Source organism: Streptomyces himalayensis subsp. himalayensis (assembly GCF_013778455.1).
Lineage (GTDB): Bacteria > Actinomycetota > Actinomycetes > Streptomycetales > Streptomycetaceae > Streptomyces > Streptomyces himalayensis.
This window is the reverse complement of sequence record NZ_JACEHE010000034.1, coordinates 1-17,185: the sequence shown is the minus strand read 5'-3', so window position 1 is coordinate 17,185 and position 17,185 is coordinate 1. Positions and strand designations below refer to the sequence as shown.

Annotated in this window: 13 protein-coding genes and 3 pseudogenes; 11 read left to right on the top strand and 5 right to left on the bottom strand. The window is 70.3% G+C overall.

Annotated features, from left to right (window positions below):
• Positions 1-27 precede the first annotated feature (27 nt).
• Both H1D24_RS35000 and H1D24_RS34995 read left to right on the top strand, forming a co-directional pair.
• The gene (locus H1D24_RS35000) at positions 28-981 is read left to right on the top strand and encodes a carbohydrate ABC transporter permease (protein WP_181661762.1); all 954 of its coding nucleotides are present in this window, start codon (positions 28-30) and stop codon (positions 979-981) included.
• Between the two features lie 20 nt (positions 982-1,001).
• On the top strand, positions 1,002-1,934 hold the full coding sequence (locus H1D24_RS34995; RefSeq protein WP_220137598.1) for a carbohydrate ABC transporter permease: 933 nt from the start codon (positions 1,002-1,004) through the stop codon (positions 1,932-1,934).
• Positions 1,935-2,021: 87 nt separating this feature from the next.
• Here H1D24_RS34995 and H1D24_RS34990 read toward each other — a convergent pair.
• Both H1D24_RS34990 and H1D24_RS34985 read right to left on the bottom strand, forming a co-directional pair.
• Positions 2,022-2,288: pseudogene (locus H1D24_RS34990) on the bottom strand (pyridoxamine 5'-phosphate oxidase family protein); the annotation flags it as partial.
• 477 nt (positions 2,289-2,765) lie between these two features.
• Entirely contained in the window at positions 2,766-3,089 is a 324-nt protein-coding gene (locus tag H1D24_RS34985) for a hypothetical protein (protein WP_181661761.1), read from the bottom strand.
• 79 nt (positions 3,090-3,168) lie between these two features.
• Here H1D24_RS34985 and H1D24_RS34980 point away from each other — a divergent pair, with 79 nt between their 5' ends.
• Positions 3,169-5,241, top strand: coding sequence for a M14 family metallopeptidase (locus H1D24_RS34980; RefSeq protein ID WP_258564556.1), 2,073 nt, complete (start codon positions 3,169-3,171; stop codon positions 5,239-5,241).
• Complete coding sequence (locus H1D24_RS34975) at positions 5,241-8,714, top strand: S8 family serine peptidase (protein WP_181661759.1); 3,474 nt, start codon at positions 5,241-5,243, stop codon at positions 8,712-8,714. Before H1D24_RS34980 ends, H1D24_RS34975 begins: the two co-directional genes overlap by 1 nt.
• Before the next feature lie 273 nt (positions 8,715-8,987).
• On the opposite strand, the gene H1D24_RS34970 is transcribed toward H1D24_RS34975, so the two are convergent.
• Complete coding sequence (locus tag H1D24_RS34970; protein WP_181661758.1) at positions 8,988-9,917, bottom strand: M48 family metalloprotease; 930 nt, start codon at positions 9,915-9,917, stop codon at positions 8,988-8,990.
• On the bottom strand, positions 9,914-10,276 hold the full coding sequence (locus H1D24_RS34965) for a BlaI/MecI/CopY family transcriptional regulator (protein WP_181661795.1): 363 nt from the start codon (positions 10,274-10,276) through the stop codon (positions 9,914-9,916). Before H1D24_RS34965 ends, H1D24_RS34970 begins: the two co-directional genes overlap by 4 nt.
• A 61-nt stretch (positions 10,277-10,337) precedes the next feature.
• On the opposite strand from H1D24_RS34965, the gene H1D24_RS34960 reads away from it, so the two are divergent.
• From H1D24_RS34960 to H1D24_RS34935, 6 genes and pseudogenes are all read left to right on the top strand, one after another.
• Positions 10,338-11,330 carry a branched-chain amino acid ABC transporter permease gene (locus H1D24_RS34960; protein ID WP_181661757.1) on the top strand — a complete coding sequence of 331 codons (993 nt, stop codon included), beginning with the start codon at positions 10,338-10,340 and terminating at the stop codon, positions 11,328-11,330.
• A gap of 263 nt (positions 11,331-11,593) precedes the next feature.
• Positions 11,594-11,851, top strand: coding sequence for a DUF6919 domain-containing protein (locus H1D24_RS34955; RefSeq protein ID WP_181661756.1), 258 nt, complete (start codon positions 11,594-11,596; stop codon positions 11,849-11,851).
• A 73-nt stretch (positions 11,852-11,924) separates the two neighbouring features.
• Positions 11,925-12,164: a hypothetical protein gene (locus tag H1D24_RS34950; protein ID WP_181661755.1), complete on the top strand. Its 240-nt coding sequence runs from the start codon at positions 11,925-11,927 to the stop codon at positions 12,162-12,164.
• Positions 12,164-12,541 carry a fic family toxin-antitoxin system, toxin component gene (locus tag H1D24_RS34945; protein ID WP_181661794.1) on the top strand — a complete coding sequence of 126 codons (378 nt, stop codon included), beginning with the start codon at positions 12,164-12,166 and terminating at the stop codon, positions 12,539-12,541. Before H1D24_RS34950 ends, H1D24_RS34945 begins: the two co-directional genes overlap by 1 nt.
• Positions 12,542-13,020: 479 nt before the next feature.
• A complete protein-coding gene (locus H1D24_RS34940; protein WP_181661754.1) occupies positions 13,021-13,671 on the top strand; it encodes a DUF4328 domain-containing protein in 651 nt (216 codons plus the stop codon).
• Between the two features lie 203 nt (positions 13,672-13,874).
• Positions 13,875-14,973 (top strand): annotated as a pseudogene (locus tag H1D24_RS34935) (integrase core domain-containing protein).
• Between the two features lie 39 nt (positions 14,974-15,012).
• On the opposite strand, the pseudogene H1D24_RS44235 reads toward H1D24_RS34935, so the two are convergent.
• Positions 15,013-15,198 (bottom strand): annotated as a pseudogene (locus tag H1D24_RS44235) (DUF2397 family protein); the annotation flags it as partial.
• A 681-nt stretch (positions 15,199-15,879) separates the two neighbouring features.
• Between H1D24_RS44235 and H1D24_RS34925 the strand changes: the two are divergent.
• Positions 15,880-16,929, top strand: coding sequence for an O-methyltransferase (locus H1D24_RS34925; RefSeq protein WP_181661753.1), 1,050 nt, complete (start codon positions 15,880-15,882; stop codon positions 16,927-16,929).
• Positions 16,930-17,185 lie beyond the last annotated feature (256 nt).

Here is a 17,185-nt window from a genome sequence, read left to right as displayed (position 1 = left end):
GGAGTCCCGGCGAGGAAGCGACGACCTGTGACGACAACCCTCAGCCCGCAGCGGGCGGGACTTCCCCCCGCCCCGCCCCTGACGCGCATACGCCGGGGCATCGGCGAGCGGATAGCCCCGTACGCCTACATCGCTCCGTTCTTCCTGATCTTCGCGGTGTTCAGCCTCATCCCCCTGCTGTTCACCCTCTACGTCGCGCTGTTCGAGTGGAATCCCATCGGCGACCACACGTTCATCGGCTTCGACAACTTCACCCGGCTCTTCGACGACCCACGCTTCTGGAACGCCACCCGCAACACGATCAGCATCTGGCTGCTGTCGACCGTCCCCCAGCTCATCGCGGCGCTCTTCCTCGCCCATCTGCTCAACCACGCACGCCTGCGCTTCGCCCTCCTCTTCCGGATGTCGATGCTGGTCCCGTACATCACCTCGGTGGCCGCTACCGCGATCGTCTTCGCGCAGCTGTACGACCGGGACTACGGGCTGCTCAACTGGCTGCTCGGGCTCGGGGGAGTGGAGCCGATCGACTTCATCCAGTCGACGTGGGGCAGCAGGGTGCTGATCGCCGCGATGGTCACCTGGCGCTGGTTCGGCTACACCGCCCTGCTTTACCTGGCGTCGCTGCAGGCCATACCGCGTGAGATATACGAGTCGGCCTCGGTGGACGGCGCCGGCGGCTGGAAGCAGTTCCGCCACATCACCATCCCCTCGCTGCGGCCGGTGATCGTGTTCACGGTGGTCACCTCCACGATCGGCGGACTGCAGATCTTCACCGAGCCGCTGCTCCTCAACCCGATCAACGCCCAGACCTGCGGGGCGACCCGGCAGTGCCAGACCCTCACCCTCTTTCTCTACGAACAGGGCTTCGGCCAGTACCAGTTCGGCTACGCGGCGGCCATCGGAGTGGCCCTGCTCGTACTGGTCCTCGTCATCGCAGGCATCAACTACCTTCTGTCCACCCGCATCCGCCCGGAGCGATGATGACCGAGCCGATCGAAGCGATGCCTCCATCCCCGCGGCAGACGACACCGTCGACGCTGCCGACGCCGCCGACGCAACCGATGTGGCGGTCGCGACCGACATGGTCCGCACGGCAGCCGCGGCGCCGCCGTCCCGTCGAACGGGTCCGCTGGTGGACCTACGCCTTCCTCATCCTGGCGGTGCTCGTCTGCGTCTTCCCGCTGTACTGGATGTTCGTGGTCGCCACCACGGACACGGCGGCGGCGACACAGATGCCGCCCCGGCTCGTCCCCGGCGACAACTTCTTCCACCTTGCCGGACTCGTCTTCAGCACCGTGCCGTTCCTGCAGTCCGTCCTGAACAGCCTGCTCGTCGCCGGCGCGATCGGCGCCGGGCAGGCGGTGCTCTGCTCGCTGGCGGGCTTCGCCTTCGCCAAGATGGAGTTCCCGGGCCGCAACACGCTGTTCCTGATCGTCGTGCTCACCATGACCGTGCCGACGCAGCTCGCGATCATCCCGCAGTACCTGATCATTTCGGAGCTCGGCTGGGTCGACACCCTCCAGGCGCTGATCGTGCCCGGCCTGGCCAGCGCCTTCGGGATCTTCTGGATGAGGCAGCACATCGCGTCGACCCTCAGCGACGAGATCATCCAGGCGGCCCGCATCGACGGGGCGAACAGCTGGCGGATCTTCTGGCACATCGCGTTCCCCATCGTCCGCCCCGCGGCCTTCGTCCTGGGACTCTTCGGATACATCACGGCCTGGAACGACTTCTTCTGGCCCTTCGTCGTGCTGAAGTCCCCGGAGCACTACACCGCGCAGATCGCCATCAAGGCCCTGCAGAACAACCGCGACATCGATCTCGGTCTCGCCATGTCCGGCTCCTTCCTCGCCACCATCCCGCTGATCGTGCTGTTCGTCTTCGTGGGCCGCCGCCTGGTGGCCGGGATCATGGACGGCGCGTTCAAGGGGTGACGGGGCCTGGGGCGCCTTGCCAGGCGTGGTCACGATCACGCCTGGCCTACGCTACTGACCGTGTGACACCGGCCGAGGGCCCGGCGGTCAGCGTCCGCGCGGAAGGCCGTAGGCGCGCTCCACGTGCAGCCGCAGGACGAGACGGTGGTCGCGCACCATGGCCGCGCGGTAGTCGTCCCAGTCGGGATGTTCACCTTGGACGTCGCGGTAGAGCCGGATGAGTTCCTCGACGGTGACGTCGTGTGCGTCCCTGGCGACCGGGGTGAGCTCGGTCGTGCCCTCGACGACCGTGTAGGCCCATCGGTCGTCGCTGGTCACGTGGTAGGAGGCCCGCGGGTCCCGGCGTAGATTGCGGAATCGTCTCGTCTCAATTCATGCGTGTCGCGAAGTCCGTGATCCGCAGCACCCTCGTTCATCCGAGGGGTGGTGAGGTCTGGGAAGCCTCATGGTTCTCCGCGGTCGACCGGGCGGCGTCCGCCGGGGGACGGGGGCGGGCACGGCGCGTGCAAGTCCCAGGTCGAGGCGCATTCCTTCAAGAGCAGCAACTGCGATTTTCGACGAGCACTAACAACGCCAGGACGCTGGCTATGGCGGCCGCCAACACCAGGCTTGCGGCGGTGTCTTTCCCCCTGACCGTCATGGGTGGTGAGGGTTGCAGTGGAGGGCTTGTTCGGGCGTTTGCCTTTATGGGGCTGTTTCGGCCGTCTCAGTGCGACGCTTACTCACGGCTTGAACACGTCCGCCGCAGCCGACGCGAGCGTCCCTGTCATGGCGAGTACAGCGACAGCAAGGCCGAGAGCTGCGAGCTTTTCGGCCTGGCAGCGCGCCCCTCTACCGGATAGTCCGGTAATGGGCCGCAGGCGGCAGCCGCACGCTGCGGCCGATCTCGCCCATCAGGTCGACGGCGTACCCCCGATGGGCGGGCCAAGTCCCGACGTCGGCGAACCAGACCACCGAGGTTGCTCCGCTGCCGGGCAGCAGCAGTGCCTTCCCCGCGGCCCAGGCCGGGGTCTCGGCTGTCCCGGTCCATGCCGCCGGACCGTACGTCCGCCATTCCCCGAGCCGCGCCTCGTGTACATGCCACTTCTCCTGGGTACCTTCTCGACCGCCTCCCCCCATGGGCACTCGGGCAACGCCCGGTGAAGTGGTTGCCACGGCATACCCCGTTCACCGGGCGGAGCTCCTTTCGACAGGAGTTCATGTGGTGAGTTCACTTCGACGACCTGGCAGACGCATGGCCATCGCCTGCGCCGTGGTCACCGCCGCGGCGAGCGGACTGCTGCTGCCTGTCGCCACGGCGCCGTCCGCCAAGGCGGCGGACGAGTTCCGGCCCCAGCTCGTGACGGTCGACACCCCCAGCCGCGCCGCCAAGGAAAAGCTCGCAGCCCTCGGTCTGGACCTCACCGAGCACGCCGGACACGACTTCACCGAAGTCGTCCTGCACCGCCCGGCCGACGCCCTCGCGCTGCAGATAGCGGGTCTCAGCTGGGAGGTCCGCATACCCGACCTCGTCGAGCGGGAGTCCGAGGTCAACGCGGCGAACCGCGCCTATGCCGCCGCCACCGCGACCTCACCGCTCCCGTCAGGACGCGACAGCTACCGCCGGCTCTCGGACTACAACGACGACCTCGACCGACTGGCGTCGCTGCGCCCGGGTCTGGTGAAGAAGTTCGCCCTCAACCACAGGAGCCTCGAGGGCAAGCCGGTGTACGGGGTGGAGATAGCGCACGACGTGACGGCCGCCGAGGACGGCCGTCCCGTCTTCCTCATGATGGGCCTGCACCACGCCCGCGAATGGCCCTCCGGCGAGCACGCCATCGAGTTCGCCTACGACCTGGTCGAGAACTACGGCACAGAAGAGCGCATCACCACCCTGCTGAAGAAGGCCCGCGTCCTGATCGTGCCCGTGGTCAACGTCGACGGCTTCGAGAAGTCCGTGAACGACGGCCAGTTGATCGACCTGCGCGCAATCGACGGCGGTGGCACCGGCTCGATCCTGGCCACGCCCGGCAACGCGTACAAGCGCAAGAACTGCCGGATCGTCGACGGCCTCACTCCGCTGGCCAACGAATGCGCCCTCGCGAGCAGCCCAGGCGGCTTCGGCGCCGGCATCGACCTCAACCGCAACTACGGCGGCTTCTGGGGCGGTCCGGGCGCAGCCGCGGAGCCCGCCGACGCCACCTACCGCGGCCCCGCACCGTTCTCCGAGCCCGAGACGCAGAACATCCGCGAGCTGATCAGCACCCGCCAGGTCACCGGCCTGATCAGCAACCACACCTTCTCCAACCTGGTGCTGCGCCCGAACGGCGTCGCGCCCGACACGGTCGGCCCCGACGGACTGCCCGTCGGCAACCCGCCGGACGAGGCCGCGCTGAAGGAGCTCGGCGATCGCATGGCTGAGCAGAACGGCTATACGAGCCAGCACAGTTGGGAGCTGTACGACACCACCGGCACCACTGAGGACTGGTCGTACAACGCGACGGGCGGCTACGGCTACACCTTCGAGATCGGGCCCGACGAGTTCCACCCGCCGTTCCCGGAGGTCGTCGACGAGTACCTCGGCGCCGGCCAGTACGCCGGGAAAGGCAACCGGGAGGCGTTCCTGCTCGCGTTGGAAAGCGCAGTCGATCCCGAGTCCCACTCCGTGATCAGCGGCAAGGCCCCCGAAGGGGCCACGCTGCGACTGAAGAAGACCTTCGCCACGCCCACCTGGTCGGGCACGATCAAGGACACCCTCGACACCACCATGACCGTCGGCGAGAGCGGCAGCTACACCTGGCACGTGAACCCCTCCACCCGGCCGGTCGTCAAGGCCCGCCAGATCGAGGTCATCTCCTCCGAGCCCCTGAAGCGGCAGACGTACACGGGCACGACCGCTCCGACGCAGCCCACGGATCAGGAGTTCACCGTCGACCGGGCAGCCGACGTCCTCGAGGTGAAACTGGACTGGGCCACCCCGGACGACCTCGACCTCTACGTGCTCCGCAAGAACGCGGACGGCAGCCTCAGCCAGGTCGGCAGTTCCACGGGCTCCGTCGGGGAGAAGGAGCGGGTCCTCCTCGACGACCCGGAGCAGGGCACGTACGTGCTGCGGGTGGAGAACTGGGCCTCCGTGGCGCCTTCCTGGACCCTCACGGCATCGCTCTACGACGCGACAGCGGACGAGGTGGGCGGCGTCATCGAGAACTGGACGCTGTCTTGCGAGAAGGACGGAAAGGTGCTCGAGCAGGTACCGGTCGTCGTGGACCGCGGACAGCGGGTCAAGGCAGACCTGAAGACCTGCGCGCAGAAGTGGGGCACGAGCTGATGGCACGCGCATGGTTCAGACGCCTCGCCGCCACCGCCTCGCTGGTTCTGGCCGCGTCACTGCTTCCTGCCGCGGCCGCCGCGGCGGACGGATCCGATGTCCGCGTCACCACGGTCGGCGGCCAGGAGGTGGTCGACGGCACGGTGCCGCAGCCGGTCAGCGGCTCGGTCGACGTGACAGGCACAGCACGCACAGGATCCCGGGGCGCAGCGCCCGCCCCCGCCCCGCTGCACGCCGACGCGGGCGACAGCTCCTTCGTCGCCGTGGGCCAGAAGGCCGTGCTGCTCGGCAGCGCCTACGGCGGCACCGCGCCGTACAGCTGGGCCTGGACCGCAGAGCGCGGCACCATCAGCGGCGCGGACTCGGCGAGCACCTCGTTCGACACCACCGGGCTCGACGCAGGCACGTACGAGGTGCGGCTCACCGTCACCGACGCCGCGGGCGGCACGGTGAGCGACACCGTCAAGGTCGTCGTGGTTCGCGAGACCACGGCCGAACTGCTCAACGAGACCAAGGCGGACCCGACGCCGGGCGTCTTCCCTACGGGCCAGGCCGTCGAGTTCCCCTTCGACGTCCCGTCCGGCGTCGCGTCCCTCGATGTCACGTTGTCGTGGACGACGACTGCCCAGGACTACGACCTGCGGGTCGCCGATCCATCGGGCGAGATCGTGGCGCTGTCCGAGTCGGCCGACCACCCGGAACGGACCTCGGTCTCCTCCCCGCGCGCGGGCACCTGGAAGGTCGTCGCCGTCAAGTGGGCCACACTGACCGACGAGGTGACGGCCCGGGTCGTCGCCACCCAGCGCCCCGCCGACCCGCGGCCGGTGGTGGACGCAGGAGGACCGTACGAGTTCGAGACCGGCGCCGAGCAGCGGCTCAGCGGCACGGTCTCCGGAGGCACCGGGCCCGTCGAAGCGGCCTGGGACCTCGACACGGATGGGCGGTTCGACGACGGTACGGGCGCGACGGTCACACCCGAGCTGCCCGAGGGCAGGCACATGGTCACGCTCAAGGCGACCGACGCGACCGGTCTGGAACGCCGCGAGACCACCTCCGTGCTGGTGGGCAGCGCGGACCGGCTCGCTGCCGGGCCGCCGGTCACGGTCATCGGCATCGCCGACACCGGCATCAACCCGTACCACCTGGAGTTCTCGGCCCGCACCTATCCGGATCCGGACGTCCTGGCGCTGACGAAGAACTTCACCCGCCACCCGTCGGAGTACATCCCCGGTTATCCCGCCTTCGCGCCTGCCCTCCCGGTGACCCTCGGCAAGGGCTATCTGCCGGTGGAGGACAAGGAGTTGTGGACGAGCGGGCGGGTGCCCGGCGGCACGCTGCACTGGATCCCCGGCACAAAGATCATCGGCGCGTACTCGTCGAGCATGGACGGTGATCATCCGGTCCTCGACGACAACGGGCACGGCACCGGCTCCGCCTCCGTCGCGGCCGGTAACCGCTACGGCTACTGCCCGAGTTGCCTGCTCGTCATGGTCGAAGGACTCGACGAGACGGTCGCCACCAAGTACCCCTGGGTCGACATCACGTCGCACTCCTTCGGCTACATCGGCGGCGCCCCGGTGGGCCCTGTGCTCAGCGGCGAGGAGGTGACCAAGGACGCCGCCGAACGCGGCCAGACCGTGCTGTTCGCCGCCGGCAACGGCGTCGGCAACGCCTTCGACGTACCGGTCAGCACCTGGCACTCCGACCAGACGGGACCCGACTGGAACATCACCGTCGGAGCGCTGCGCCGCGACGACCAGCGCGCCGTCGTCGGCGACGGAATCCCCGTGCATCTGTCGTCGTGGGGCATCGGCAGTCTGCCGTCCGCCTGCCACACCGGCGTACTGTGCCAGGACCAGTTCAGCGGCACCTCCGCCGCCACCCCGTACACGGCGGGTGTCTTCGGCACGACGCTGCAACGGGTCCGCGACACGATCGGTGACCCGAGAGCAGGTCAGAAGACCGGCCAGGCGGTCGCAGAGGGCACGGCGCTGCCCGAGAGCGTGTACCTGGACGACGGCAGGCTCACGCGGGGCGAACTGCGTGAGGCGGTCCTGAAGAACGCCTTCCCGCTCGGCGAGGACGACCTGCCCTCCGCCAGTTGGCCGCTCGCCTCGCCGTACTCGGCCGGCAATGTCCTCTTCGAGGGCTACGGAGCCGCGACACCGGAAACGGCACGACGGGCCGTGGACGTGCTGCTCGGCCGGGCGCTGCTGCCCGAACGGCCCGTCGAGGACGACTTCTTCGCCACCGACCGTGCCATCAGGGACACGATCTGGGGCGGCTACGACCGGGACGGCGACGGCACGGAGGACCGGGCATCGCTGCCCACGGGGCTGTCGGCCGGTCTGGACGACGTGGCGACGCTCGACGGCTCGCTCGCCGTGCTGCGCAGAACGCTGGATGCGCAGAACGGCGCACAGAAGGAACAGGGCGGGCAGGACCAAGGCCCGCACTCCGCACAGGCGTATCGCTACTACCTGCACCAGGGCCCGGACTGTGCGGGTGAACGGATGATGGACCGCATCGACCGCGACGACGACGCGGACGGCTGCGCCGTCGGCGACACCCTGTCGTCCGCGGCGCCGTATCTGCCCACCGCCGCGCACCCCGCGACCGACACCCTGGACGCGCCACTCGCCGCGGGATCGCAGGTACGGGCCGAACTGTACGTGCGTACCCGCGCCCCGGCGGCGCTGGTGGGCCCCACCGTCGTCCTCCTCGCCACCGACCGGGAGATCGGTCGCGGCAAGGCCGCGGCACAGCCGGTCACGGGCGCCTGGACCAGGTTCACCATCGAGTTCGACACCGCCCGGCACGCCTTCATCGGAGAGCAGCTGACCGTACAACTGCTCTCCGACACCACCGCGTTGGCCGTCGTGGGCTACGAGGACGGCCACGCCACGCAACTGTCGATCGACCCGGCGCCGCTGCCCCCGAGCGGCCTTGAGTTCGGCGTCACGATCGCTGCTCCGTCGGACGGCGCCCAGGTCGCCGAGGGCGAGACCGTCATCGCGGGCGGCCGGTACGCCTTCCCCGACCTCGGCACCGACCCGGAAGGCGTCGGCGGCCGGCCGGAGACCCGGCGCGTGCAGCTGTCGGTGGACGACGAGACCTTCGCCTCACCCGTGTCCGCGAGGCTCGACGAGGCCACCGGCACCTGGCGGGCCGAGGCGGGCCGGCTCGACGTGGGCGAGCACGTGCTGTACGCACGCGCGGTCCGGGACGGGACGCCCTCGGTCGTCGCCAAGACGACCTTCCGCGTCACGCCGGACGCCCACGTCGAATGGCAGGTCGTCAGCCGCAACGCTCCCGTGGCCGCGGAGACCTGGCGTCGCGCCGCCGGCCTGGGCGCCTGGTCGTTCCCGCTGGCCACGTCCTCGTACGGCAACGGCCACCGCACGATCGTGGTACGGCTCGTGGAACGCGGCACCGAGACGGCACGGGACACGGTGCGGGTCCGGTTCCGCTGATCGGCGGGTCCTCGACCGCTGTTGAGCACGCCAGTCGGAGTCGGAGCCGGAGGCAGTTATCGGAGGTGCGACGGGACAGTCAGTCGTCCCGTCGCACCTCGGTTTTCGAGCGCTGCTTGAAGCGCCGCCTCGCCGACCACGGGTGGCTCGTCATGATCGCCGATGAGCGCAGATCCCGCACCAGTCGACGGGACTGACCTACGCCTGTGCGCCGTGTCGAAGCACACGGCTGGGGACCGCTTCGGACCGCCTTTCGCTTCGTGCTCGGGGCGGTCAGCGTGGGGCCTCGCCCTGGGCGACCTCGACTTCGTGGTGGAAGGTGATCACGCCGGTCACCGCGGCGCAGGCCGAGACGGCCGTGCAGGCGGCGAGGAGCAGGGCGATCCAGGAGGCGGTGCGCGGACGGGCCTCCGGCGACGCAAGGAGGGCCGCGACCCGCTGAGGGACCGGGCCGGTGGTCGCCGCGGAGGCGAAGTCGGGCCGGGTGGAGCGCCAGGCCTGGGCCGCGAGAGCGGCGCGGGCGATGGCACGCGCGGTCAGGTGCCGATCGCCGACGGCGGCGGCAGCGGCCTCGTCGGCGGCTCTTTCCGCGGCGAGCTGGATGGCGCCGCGGACACGACGCAGGCCGGGGTGGCAGTGTTCCGCCAGTTCTGCGGCGACGAGGAAGCGGTGGTGGCTGCCGGCGTTGTGGGCCCGTTCATGGGCGAACAGCGCTTCTCTCTCAGCCGGGCCGAGCGTCCGGAGCATCGCTGTGGTGACGACGATGCGGTTCGGCCGGCCCGGCAGGGCGTACGCATCCGGATGGGGCGAGTCGATGACGCACAGGTCTCCTGCGGTGGGACTGCGCTCGGCCTGCACGCGGGCCGAGCGGAAGGCACGGAGCTGACACAGGGCCGATCGCAGAATCGTCAGGACGCTGACGGTGAGTACGCCGGTGGCCGCCGCGGCCGCGGGCAGGACGAGGAGGTCCGACGGCGTAGGCAGGGGCCGGACGAGCTCGCCGAGCGCGGCAAAGAGGGGCAGCTTTAGCAAGCCCGTCAGGACCAGCGCCCCGAGCGCGGACACGGAGGCTCCGGCCAGCACGATCGCGGTGAGGGTCAGTGCCCACAGCGCGGCGACGGGGCCGAGGCGGTCGAGCGCGCGCCCGGCCAGCGGCTGCACCGCGAAGGGCAGGAGCAAGGGGACCAGCAGCAGAGCGGTCATTGCTCACCCGATTCCAGGAGCTCCCGCAGGAGCCGCTCGTCGTCGGAGCTGAGCTGCGCGACGAAGCGGGCCAGGACCGTCTCGCGGTCGGCGTCCCGGTCGAGCTCGCTGTGCATGCGGCGGGCGGTGAGGCCGGGGGCGTCCTGGACGGGGAAGTACGCATAGCCGCGCCCCTGCCGGTGACGGTCGACGATGCCCTTCTCGTACAGGCGGGACAGGATTCCTGGTCCTGTTCGCTGTGCTGCTCCTTGCGGGCCGCGGCAGACTACTCGAGGTCGGTGAACACCGCTCCGCGCCGCCGTCGCCACCGCTGATGTCCCGTACCGCCGCGCGTGTGGTGGCGGTCGCCGCCGTTGCAGCGGCGGCGGTCCCGTTCCTGGCCGGCACCAAACTGCCGGTGTACTCGACGGCGTTGGTTGCGTGCTGGTCTCCTCCTCGCTGCACCTGCTGGTACGCACCTCCGGTCAGGTGTCGCTGGCCCATGCCGCCCTGGTCGCGGTGGGCGCCTCGACCTTCTCGCACCTCGCGGTGGGGGCGGGTCTGCCATGGCCGGTCGCGGTGGTGCTGGCGGGCGCGGTCGCGGTGCCGGTCGGTGTGCTGGTGGCCGTACCCGCGATCCGGCTCTCCGGGCTGTATCTGGCCCTGGCCACCTTCGGTATCGGGCTACTGCTCGAGAAGGTCGTCTACGGCTCGACGTGGATGTTCGGGGCGACCGGCACGCTGCCCGCGACTCGGCCCGCCCTGCTCGCCGGCGACACCGCCTTCTACTACGTGCTGCTCGCCGCCGCCGTCGCCGGATCACTGATGGTCGCAGCCATCGGCCGGAGCCGCCTTGGACGGTTGTTGTGGGCCATGGCCGACTCGCCGACCATGCTGTCCACGCTCGGGCTCGGGCTCGGCGTGAACGTCACCAGGGTCACCGTCTTCGCCATCTCGGCGTTCGTCGCCGGGATCGCCGGAGCCCTCCACGCCTCCCAGGGGCAGTCCGCGGCCAGCGTGGCCGTTCACGTCGTACGCCTCGCTGACCTGGCTGGCGATCCTGGTGCTCTGCTCCGGCCTGCGCTCGGCGGCTCCGGTGGCCGCCGCGGTGGGACTGGTGGTCGTACCGGCCTACATCACCAACGCGACCGTCGTCACGTGGCAGCCCGTGCTGTTCGGGCTCGGCGCGCTCGCCGTGGCCATCCGCGCTGGTGCTCATCAGCGGCCTCCGGCCGCGGGCCAGGCGGCGGGGCGGCGCGGCGGAGAAGCGGGCACCGCGGCCCCGGCGGCGTCGCGGGCCGGCGAGCGCATCGGCTCGGAAGGTCCGGCCGTCCAGCGGCTCAGGGCCGCCGCCACCACGGGCGCGCGCCGCGCCGAGCCGGGACTGGCGCGGGTCCGGCTCGGCGCGGCCTGACGAGAGAGGCTTCGCGATGAACGGCGGTGAGGGGAGCTCCGCGGTGAGCGGTGGCGAGGGAGGTGCCGCGAAGAGCCACGGCCCTCCGTCGTCGCGGGGCGCCCGGCGACGGAGGGCAGCAGGCCCACCCCTGTCCTCGCGGCTGTGGGGGAGCGGCGGGGGCTGCTGGCCCGGTGGCGGGGCGCCCGTCGCAGGCGCCGTACCGAGGTCCGGGCCGGGCAGGCGGCGCGCACGTTAGAGGATGTCGCCGTCCTGACGCCCGCTGGCTGCGCAGGAGCCTGCTGTGGCACCTCAACGGGCATTACGGCCCGGATCCGGAGACGCGATCCTCGCGGCCGCCAACGACGCGGGGTTCCTCACGGAATGTTCCCAGCCGGGCGAACTCGCCGAGCACCATGAACTGCCCTGGCGGCAACGGGCGTTCGTTGCCGGATTCGTCGCGGATCCGGCGCTCGCCCGCGCGCTGTGCGCGCGGGCCGCCGAGGCTGGGCTGATCGTCCGGGCGTACCGGCCAGGAAGCCGCCTCGAGATGACTAGCTGACCAGCTCCGGCGCACTGCGGTTCTCTGACGGCTCCACCTAGCCCGTCCTGGTAACAGCTGTTACCATACGCCTATGGCTAAGACGCAACTGGGTGCCCGGGTCGACACGGAGCTCGCAGGACTCGCGAAAGCGCGGGCAGAGGAACTCAGGCTCTCCATCGGGGACTACATTGCCCAGCTGATCCGCGACGACGTCAGCGGTCTACGTGCCCGCGGTCTCGACGCCGCCCGGCGCTTCCTCGACGAGCACCAGCACGTCTTCGACGAAGCCGAAGACACCCAACGCCCCGCTCCGGGAGCGCGTGCCGCGTGATGAACCTGCACATCGACGTCCCCTGGATCCTGCAGGTAGCTGAGATCGCAGGGGCGGGGGACCCTGCCCCTGACGACTACGGCGTCCCGGTAGCTGCCGTCGCCCGCCACAAAGCCGAACTCCTGCAGCAACCCCTCTACGACGGTCCCTACGCGCGGGCTGCCGCCCTGGTGCACACCCTCGGCCGCTGCCGGTGGCTGGAGCGGTCCAACCTCGCCGTAGCCGCCGCAACCGGCGTCATGTACCTGGAAGCCTCCGGAATCCCCGTCAAGCCCAGCCACGACGACGCCATTGCCCTGCGCGACCTGCTCCTAGACCCCGCCTGCACCGCTGCCAAGATCGCCACAGTGCTTCGCTCTTGGCCCTCGGCAACCTGACCACCACACCAAGGGAGCGGCCACGGTCAGCCCCTGGGGATTGAGGAACGGTCAGCTCGCCTCGGGCAGCCGGGATGCGGGCAGCTGGCCGCGCGCGGCCGCGCCGGTCTGCTGTATACCGCTCTGGTGTTTCCTGGTGTGGGGGCGCCGGCACAGACCGCCGACCCGCATCCCACGCAGCGACGGCACACAGGTCGAAGGCTCGCCGGACATGGCTACCGGCACCCGGTCTCGAAGCCGGGCGAGGGTCCGTGAAGTTTCGCCCTGCCCTGGGACTCTGCGGCGGGCGGCGTGGGGCCTGCCTAGCGGCTGTCCGCCCAAGCACGGCGGCGCGTTCCTTTTCCGCGACCCGGACACACTATGGCAAAGAGCAGGCCATAACCGTCACCGGCACCCGTCTGTACGGCCGAGCGGACCTGCGACCAGGGATGGCATCCAAGCTGGACGGAATGCCGAGCGCGGCAGTAGTTTGCGGCTCTGTGAGTCACGACGACGCCATCGCCATCTCCCCACCCACGCCATCGACCGAGCCGCGCGAGCCGCTCTTCGTACCGAAGGCGATGACGACCGTGGTCGTGACCGCGCTCGGGGCCTGCGTGCTGGTGAACGCCGGGTTGCTCATCGCTCAGCTGCGCCTTTACCACGCGGCTGACGGCTCGTATGCCGCCTTTGAGTGGGAGATATGGGTTGGCAACCTCACCGGCATGAGGCTATTGGCCTTTCTACTGACCGGAATCGTCTTCCTGCGCTGGCTGTGGCAGATGCGCGTGAACGCTGAGGCGCTGGCGCCCGGCGGACACCGGATGAAACGCGGCTGGACCACAGGCGCGTGGCTGGTGCCGGTCGCCTGCTTCTTCCTGCCCAAGCGGATCATCAATGACATTTGGGCCGCCAGCTCTCCGCCCGATCGCCCGCAGCGCAGCGATGTGCTGCTGACGTCGTGGTGGCTGCTCTTCGTGGCGGCGCAGCTTCTCGCCTTTCCCTCCAATTCCCGGGGCCCGCTGTCAACAGAGATGGCCGGGGCCGCGCTGTATGTCGTCGCAGGGTTGCTGTGTATCGGTGTGGTGCGGCGGCTTGCCGCGATGCAAAGGGCGCGTCTGCGGGTTGAGAGGGGTAAGCCTGCCTGTTGAGAGGGCGGCGGCCGACGAAGCCCATCGTCCTCTTCGGCGCTGGTGGCTATCCCTGTTGGTTTGGCGGGGTTGCGCCTGCCGAAAACTCATCCGCGCTGGTGGGAGGCAGTGTGCCTCGGCCACCGGGCGCCGACCGCGTCGCCCGAAGTGTCAAAGTCAGCACCCTGGCCGCCCTGTGGATCAAGGCGGCATGATGATCGACCGTGCTGCTGAAACTGGCCTACCTCGGCGTCATGAATGCCCTCGCCCTCCTGCGATTGCTCCCGATGAGCGACCGCGAGAAGGATGCCGAGATACTCGCCTTGCGCCACCAGATCACGGTGCTGGAACGCCAACTCGGCAAGAACCGAGTCCGGTTCACCCCCAGCGACCGGGCGTTCCTGGCAGCTCTCCTCCATCGGCTGCCGCTCGACGCTCTCCGCAGCATGCGGCTACTGGTGCGCCCCGAGACGGTGCTGCGCTGGCACCGCGACCTGATCGCACGCCGCCACGCTGCGGCCTCCCACCCCAAGCGCCCCGGCAGGCCGCGGACCATACGCTCCATCCGGGCCCTGGTGCTGCGACTGGCGACAGAGAACCCCACCTGGGGCTACAGGAGAGTACATGGCGAACTGCTCGTCCTCGGGGTGAAGGTGGCCGCGTCCACGGTGTGGGAGATCTTGCACCAGGCCGGTATCGACCCCGCACCCGAACGGACCTCCAACACCTGGGCGGGCTTCCTGCGCTCCCAGGCCGACGGCCTCCTCGCCTGCGACTTCTTCGAAACCGTCACCCTGTCCGGGGCGCGCATGTACGTGCTGGTCGTCATCGAGCACGCCACCCGGCGCATCCGCATCCTCGGCGCGACTGCGCACCCGACCGCCTCCTGGGCGGCGCAGGCCGCGAAGAACCTCGTCATGGACCTTGAGGACGCCGATTGTCGGGCCAGATTCATGATCCGGGACCGGGACGGGAAGTTTCCCGCCCCTCTTCGACGCCATCCTCGCCGACGCCGGCATCGAGGTCATACTCAGCGGCGTGCAGATGCCGAGGATGAACTCCATCATGGAGCGCTGGATACAGACCTGTCGACGCGAGCTTCTGGACAGGACGTTGATCTGGAACCAGCGCCATCTCCTCCACATTCTGCGCGAGTTCGAACAGTTCTACAACTCCCACCGACCCCACCAGGGCATCGCGAACGTACGCCCCCTCAACCCCCTGCCCACGCCGATCACCGCTCCGGAGCAGATCGCCCGCCTCGACATACGCAGACGCGACCGCCTCGGCGGCACCCTCCACGAGTACGAACATGCCGCCTAACCTGCTCGGATGACATTTTCGGCAAGGGCAGCGCTGGATGTCGGCGAGTCCCTGCTCGATCGCGGGCAGCAGCTCGCGGGAGACCTCGCGGGCGCCCTCGGCGACGGTGAGCATGCCGTGGACGTTGCCCTGCACGCGCATAGCGAGCTCGCCGACCTGGTAGCGGACGCGGCTGCGGGTGAACTCGGCGATGCTGGCGGCGAGTTCGCGCCGCCCGGCAACCAGGTTCCCCTCGGGCCAGCTGCTCCAGCCGGTCCACGGCGGTCTCCAGGCGTGACTCGCCCGCGTCGATCTAGCCGCGCCCCTCGGCTGTGGCGAGGGCGGCGGCTACTTCCCCGGCGCCGAGGTCGGCCAGCAGCGTGGAGGTGAAGACCGCATGATCGCCAGGTAGGTCCGACGCTCCGGCGCGGTGAGGTAGCTGTAGAGCCGCAACCGGTCCGGTCCCCGGAGCCGCCGCGAGAGCCGTCCGCGCCGTCCCCGGCAGTCCCGCGCCCGCGGCCTTGTGTGGCGTTTCGTCGCCATCGTTGAGCATGACCCGCCCCAACTTAGCGGCTCGGACTGCCCGCCGACGCCATTCGCGCGGATGATACCGCCCCGGTCCACCCCCGTGGCCGCGACGGGTGGACGGGGACGGCGGCGTGTCGCCCTGATGGCCCGGCGGTGGATCGCCGGAGAGGGATCGGTGAGTGGTGGGTGAACACGGGGGAATTACTCCGCGAAGGCGTTTTCGGGGTCTTTGGGCCGCTCAGGGGGCGCGTCGGTGGGCTACTGTCGGCCGCGTACCCGCCTCGCCGCGCCGCACGCTGGAGGGCGGAAACGCCCGGTGGCCCGTGTCCGCGGCGTCGACGCAGGGTCCCCGACGCTCGGCCGTCCCGTGGGGATGGGCCTGACCACACTGGAGATCTCATGCTGCCGTTCCTGCGATCCCGGCTCCTGCTTTATGTGGTCGGGGCGGGGGCGCTCGGCGCCCTCGTGCTGGGGGCGCTGGCGGGACTGGGGCTGCTTGAGGCCGGCACCGCGCTGGGGCTGGCCGCGATGGGGGTCGTCGGGGCGGCGGTGGCCGCGGTGGCGGTCATGGTGCGGAGGCTCGGGCGGCGGGTGAACCGGCTGAGCAGGGAGCTGGAGGGGCGCATGGGCGAGGCCGTGCGGGCGGTCGAGGAGCACCAGGCTCGGACCGGCGCTTCGTTCGAGGAGCACCAGGCCCGGACCGGCGCGTCGTTTGAGGAGATGACGGCGGAGCTCGCGCGGCTGCGCGACGAGACGCTGCCGAAGCTCAGCCGGGATGTCATCCGCACCGTCACCATGCAGGGCCGCACCGACTACGAGCAGCAGGTCGCCTGGACCGAGCTGCGGGACTACCTCAAACCCGGGCCGTTCATGCCGCCGCTGCGCGGCTGGGCTGCCTCGCCGGACGTGCTGCGGCTGCTGGTCCGCATCATCGACGAGCGTCGGCCGGAGCTGGTGGTGGAGTGCGGCAGCGGCTCCTCCAGTGTCTGGCTCGGCTACGCGCTGCGGCAGGTGGGCAGCGGGCGGCTGGTCGCGCTGGAGCACGAGGAGCGCTACGCGGAGCTGTCCCGCGAACTGGTCACCGCGCATGGGCTCGACGACATCGTCGACGTCAGGCACGCCCCGCTGACCGACTGGGTGCCAGAAGAAGGAAGCGTCGAGGACCCGGCCCAGCCCTGGTACGACCTGAAGGCGGTGGCCGACCTCAAGGAGATCGGCCTGGTCTTCGTGGACGGGCCGCCCGGGGCCACGTCCCCGCAGGCCCGCTATCCGGCCGTCCCGGCGCTCCTGCCGCACTGCGCGCCCGACGTGATCATCGTCCTGGACGACACCGTCCGCCGCGCCGAGCGCGACCTCAGCGACCGGTGGCTGGCCGCTTATCCCGAACTGTCCTGCCGTCCCGAGCCGGTGGAGAAGGGCGCGCGCGTCTTCACGCGCAACGCACTCTGACGGCGAGGGCCGCGGCCCTCGCCGTCAGAAGCAGCGCGGAGTGATCGCCCCTCGTTCGGTCGGGTCCGGTTACGAATCGAGGAGTTCCCCGACCGCCCGGTGCGCTCGTCGATGGCGGTGTCGGTGTAGGCGTTGGGAGTGGCGTCGGAGTTGGCGATGGCGATGCGGCCGAGCTTGCGGCGCGCCGTCTCGGCCGGTCGGGCCGTCCGGCCAGAACCGGTCGAACGGGCGCGCGTACTCCCCTGCGTAGCCGTGA

Coding starts and splice junctions, on each gene's coding strand:
- H1D24_RS34995 (WP_220137598.1), top strand. CDS start 1,002: ATGCCTCCATCCCCGCGGCAGACGACACCGTCGACGCTGCCGACGCCG.
- H1D24_RS34980 (WP_258564556.1), top strand. CDS start 3,169: ATGGCCATCGCCTGCGCCGTGGTCACCGCCGCGGCGAGCGGACTGCTG.
- H1D24_RS34975 (WP_181661759.1), top strand. CDS start 5,241: ATGGCACGCGCATGGTTCAGACGCCTCGCCGCCACCGCCTCGCTGGTT.
- H1D24_RS34970 (WP_181661758.1), bottom strand. CDS start 9,917: ATGACCGCTCTGCTGCTGGTCCCCTTGCTCCTGCCCTTCGCGGTGCAG.
- H1D24_RS34950 (WP_181661755.1), top strand. CDS start 11,925: ATGGCTAAGACGCAACTGGGTGCCCGGGTCGACACGGAGCTCGCAGGA.
- H1D24_RS34945 (WP_181661794.1), top strand. CDS start 12,164: ATGAACCTGCACATCGACGTCCCCTGGATCCTGCAGGTAGCTGAGATC.
- H1D24_RS34925 (WP_181661753.1), top strand. CDS start 15,880: ATGCTGCCGTTCCTGCGATCCCGGCTCCTGCTTTATGTGGTCGGGGCG.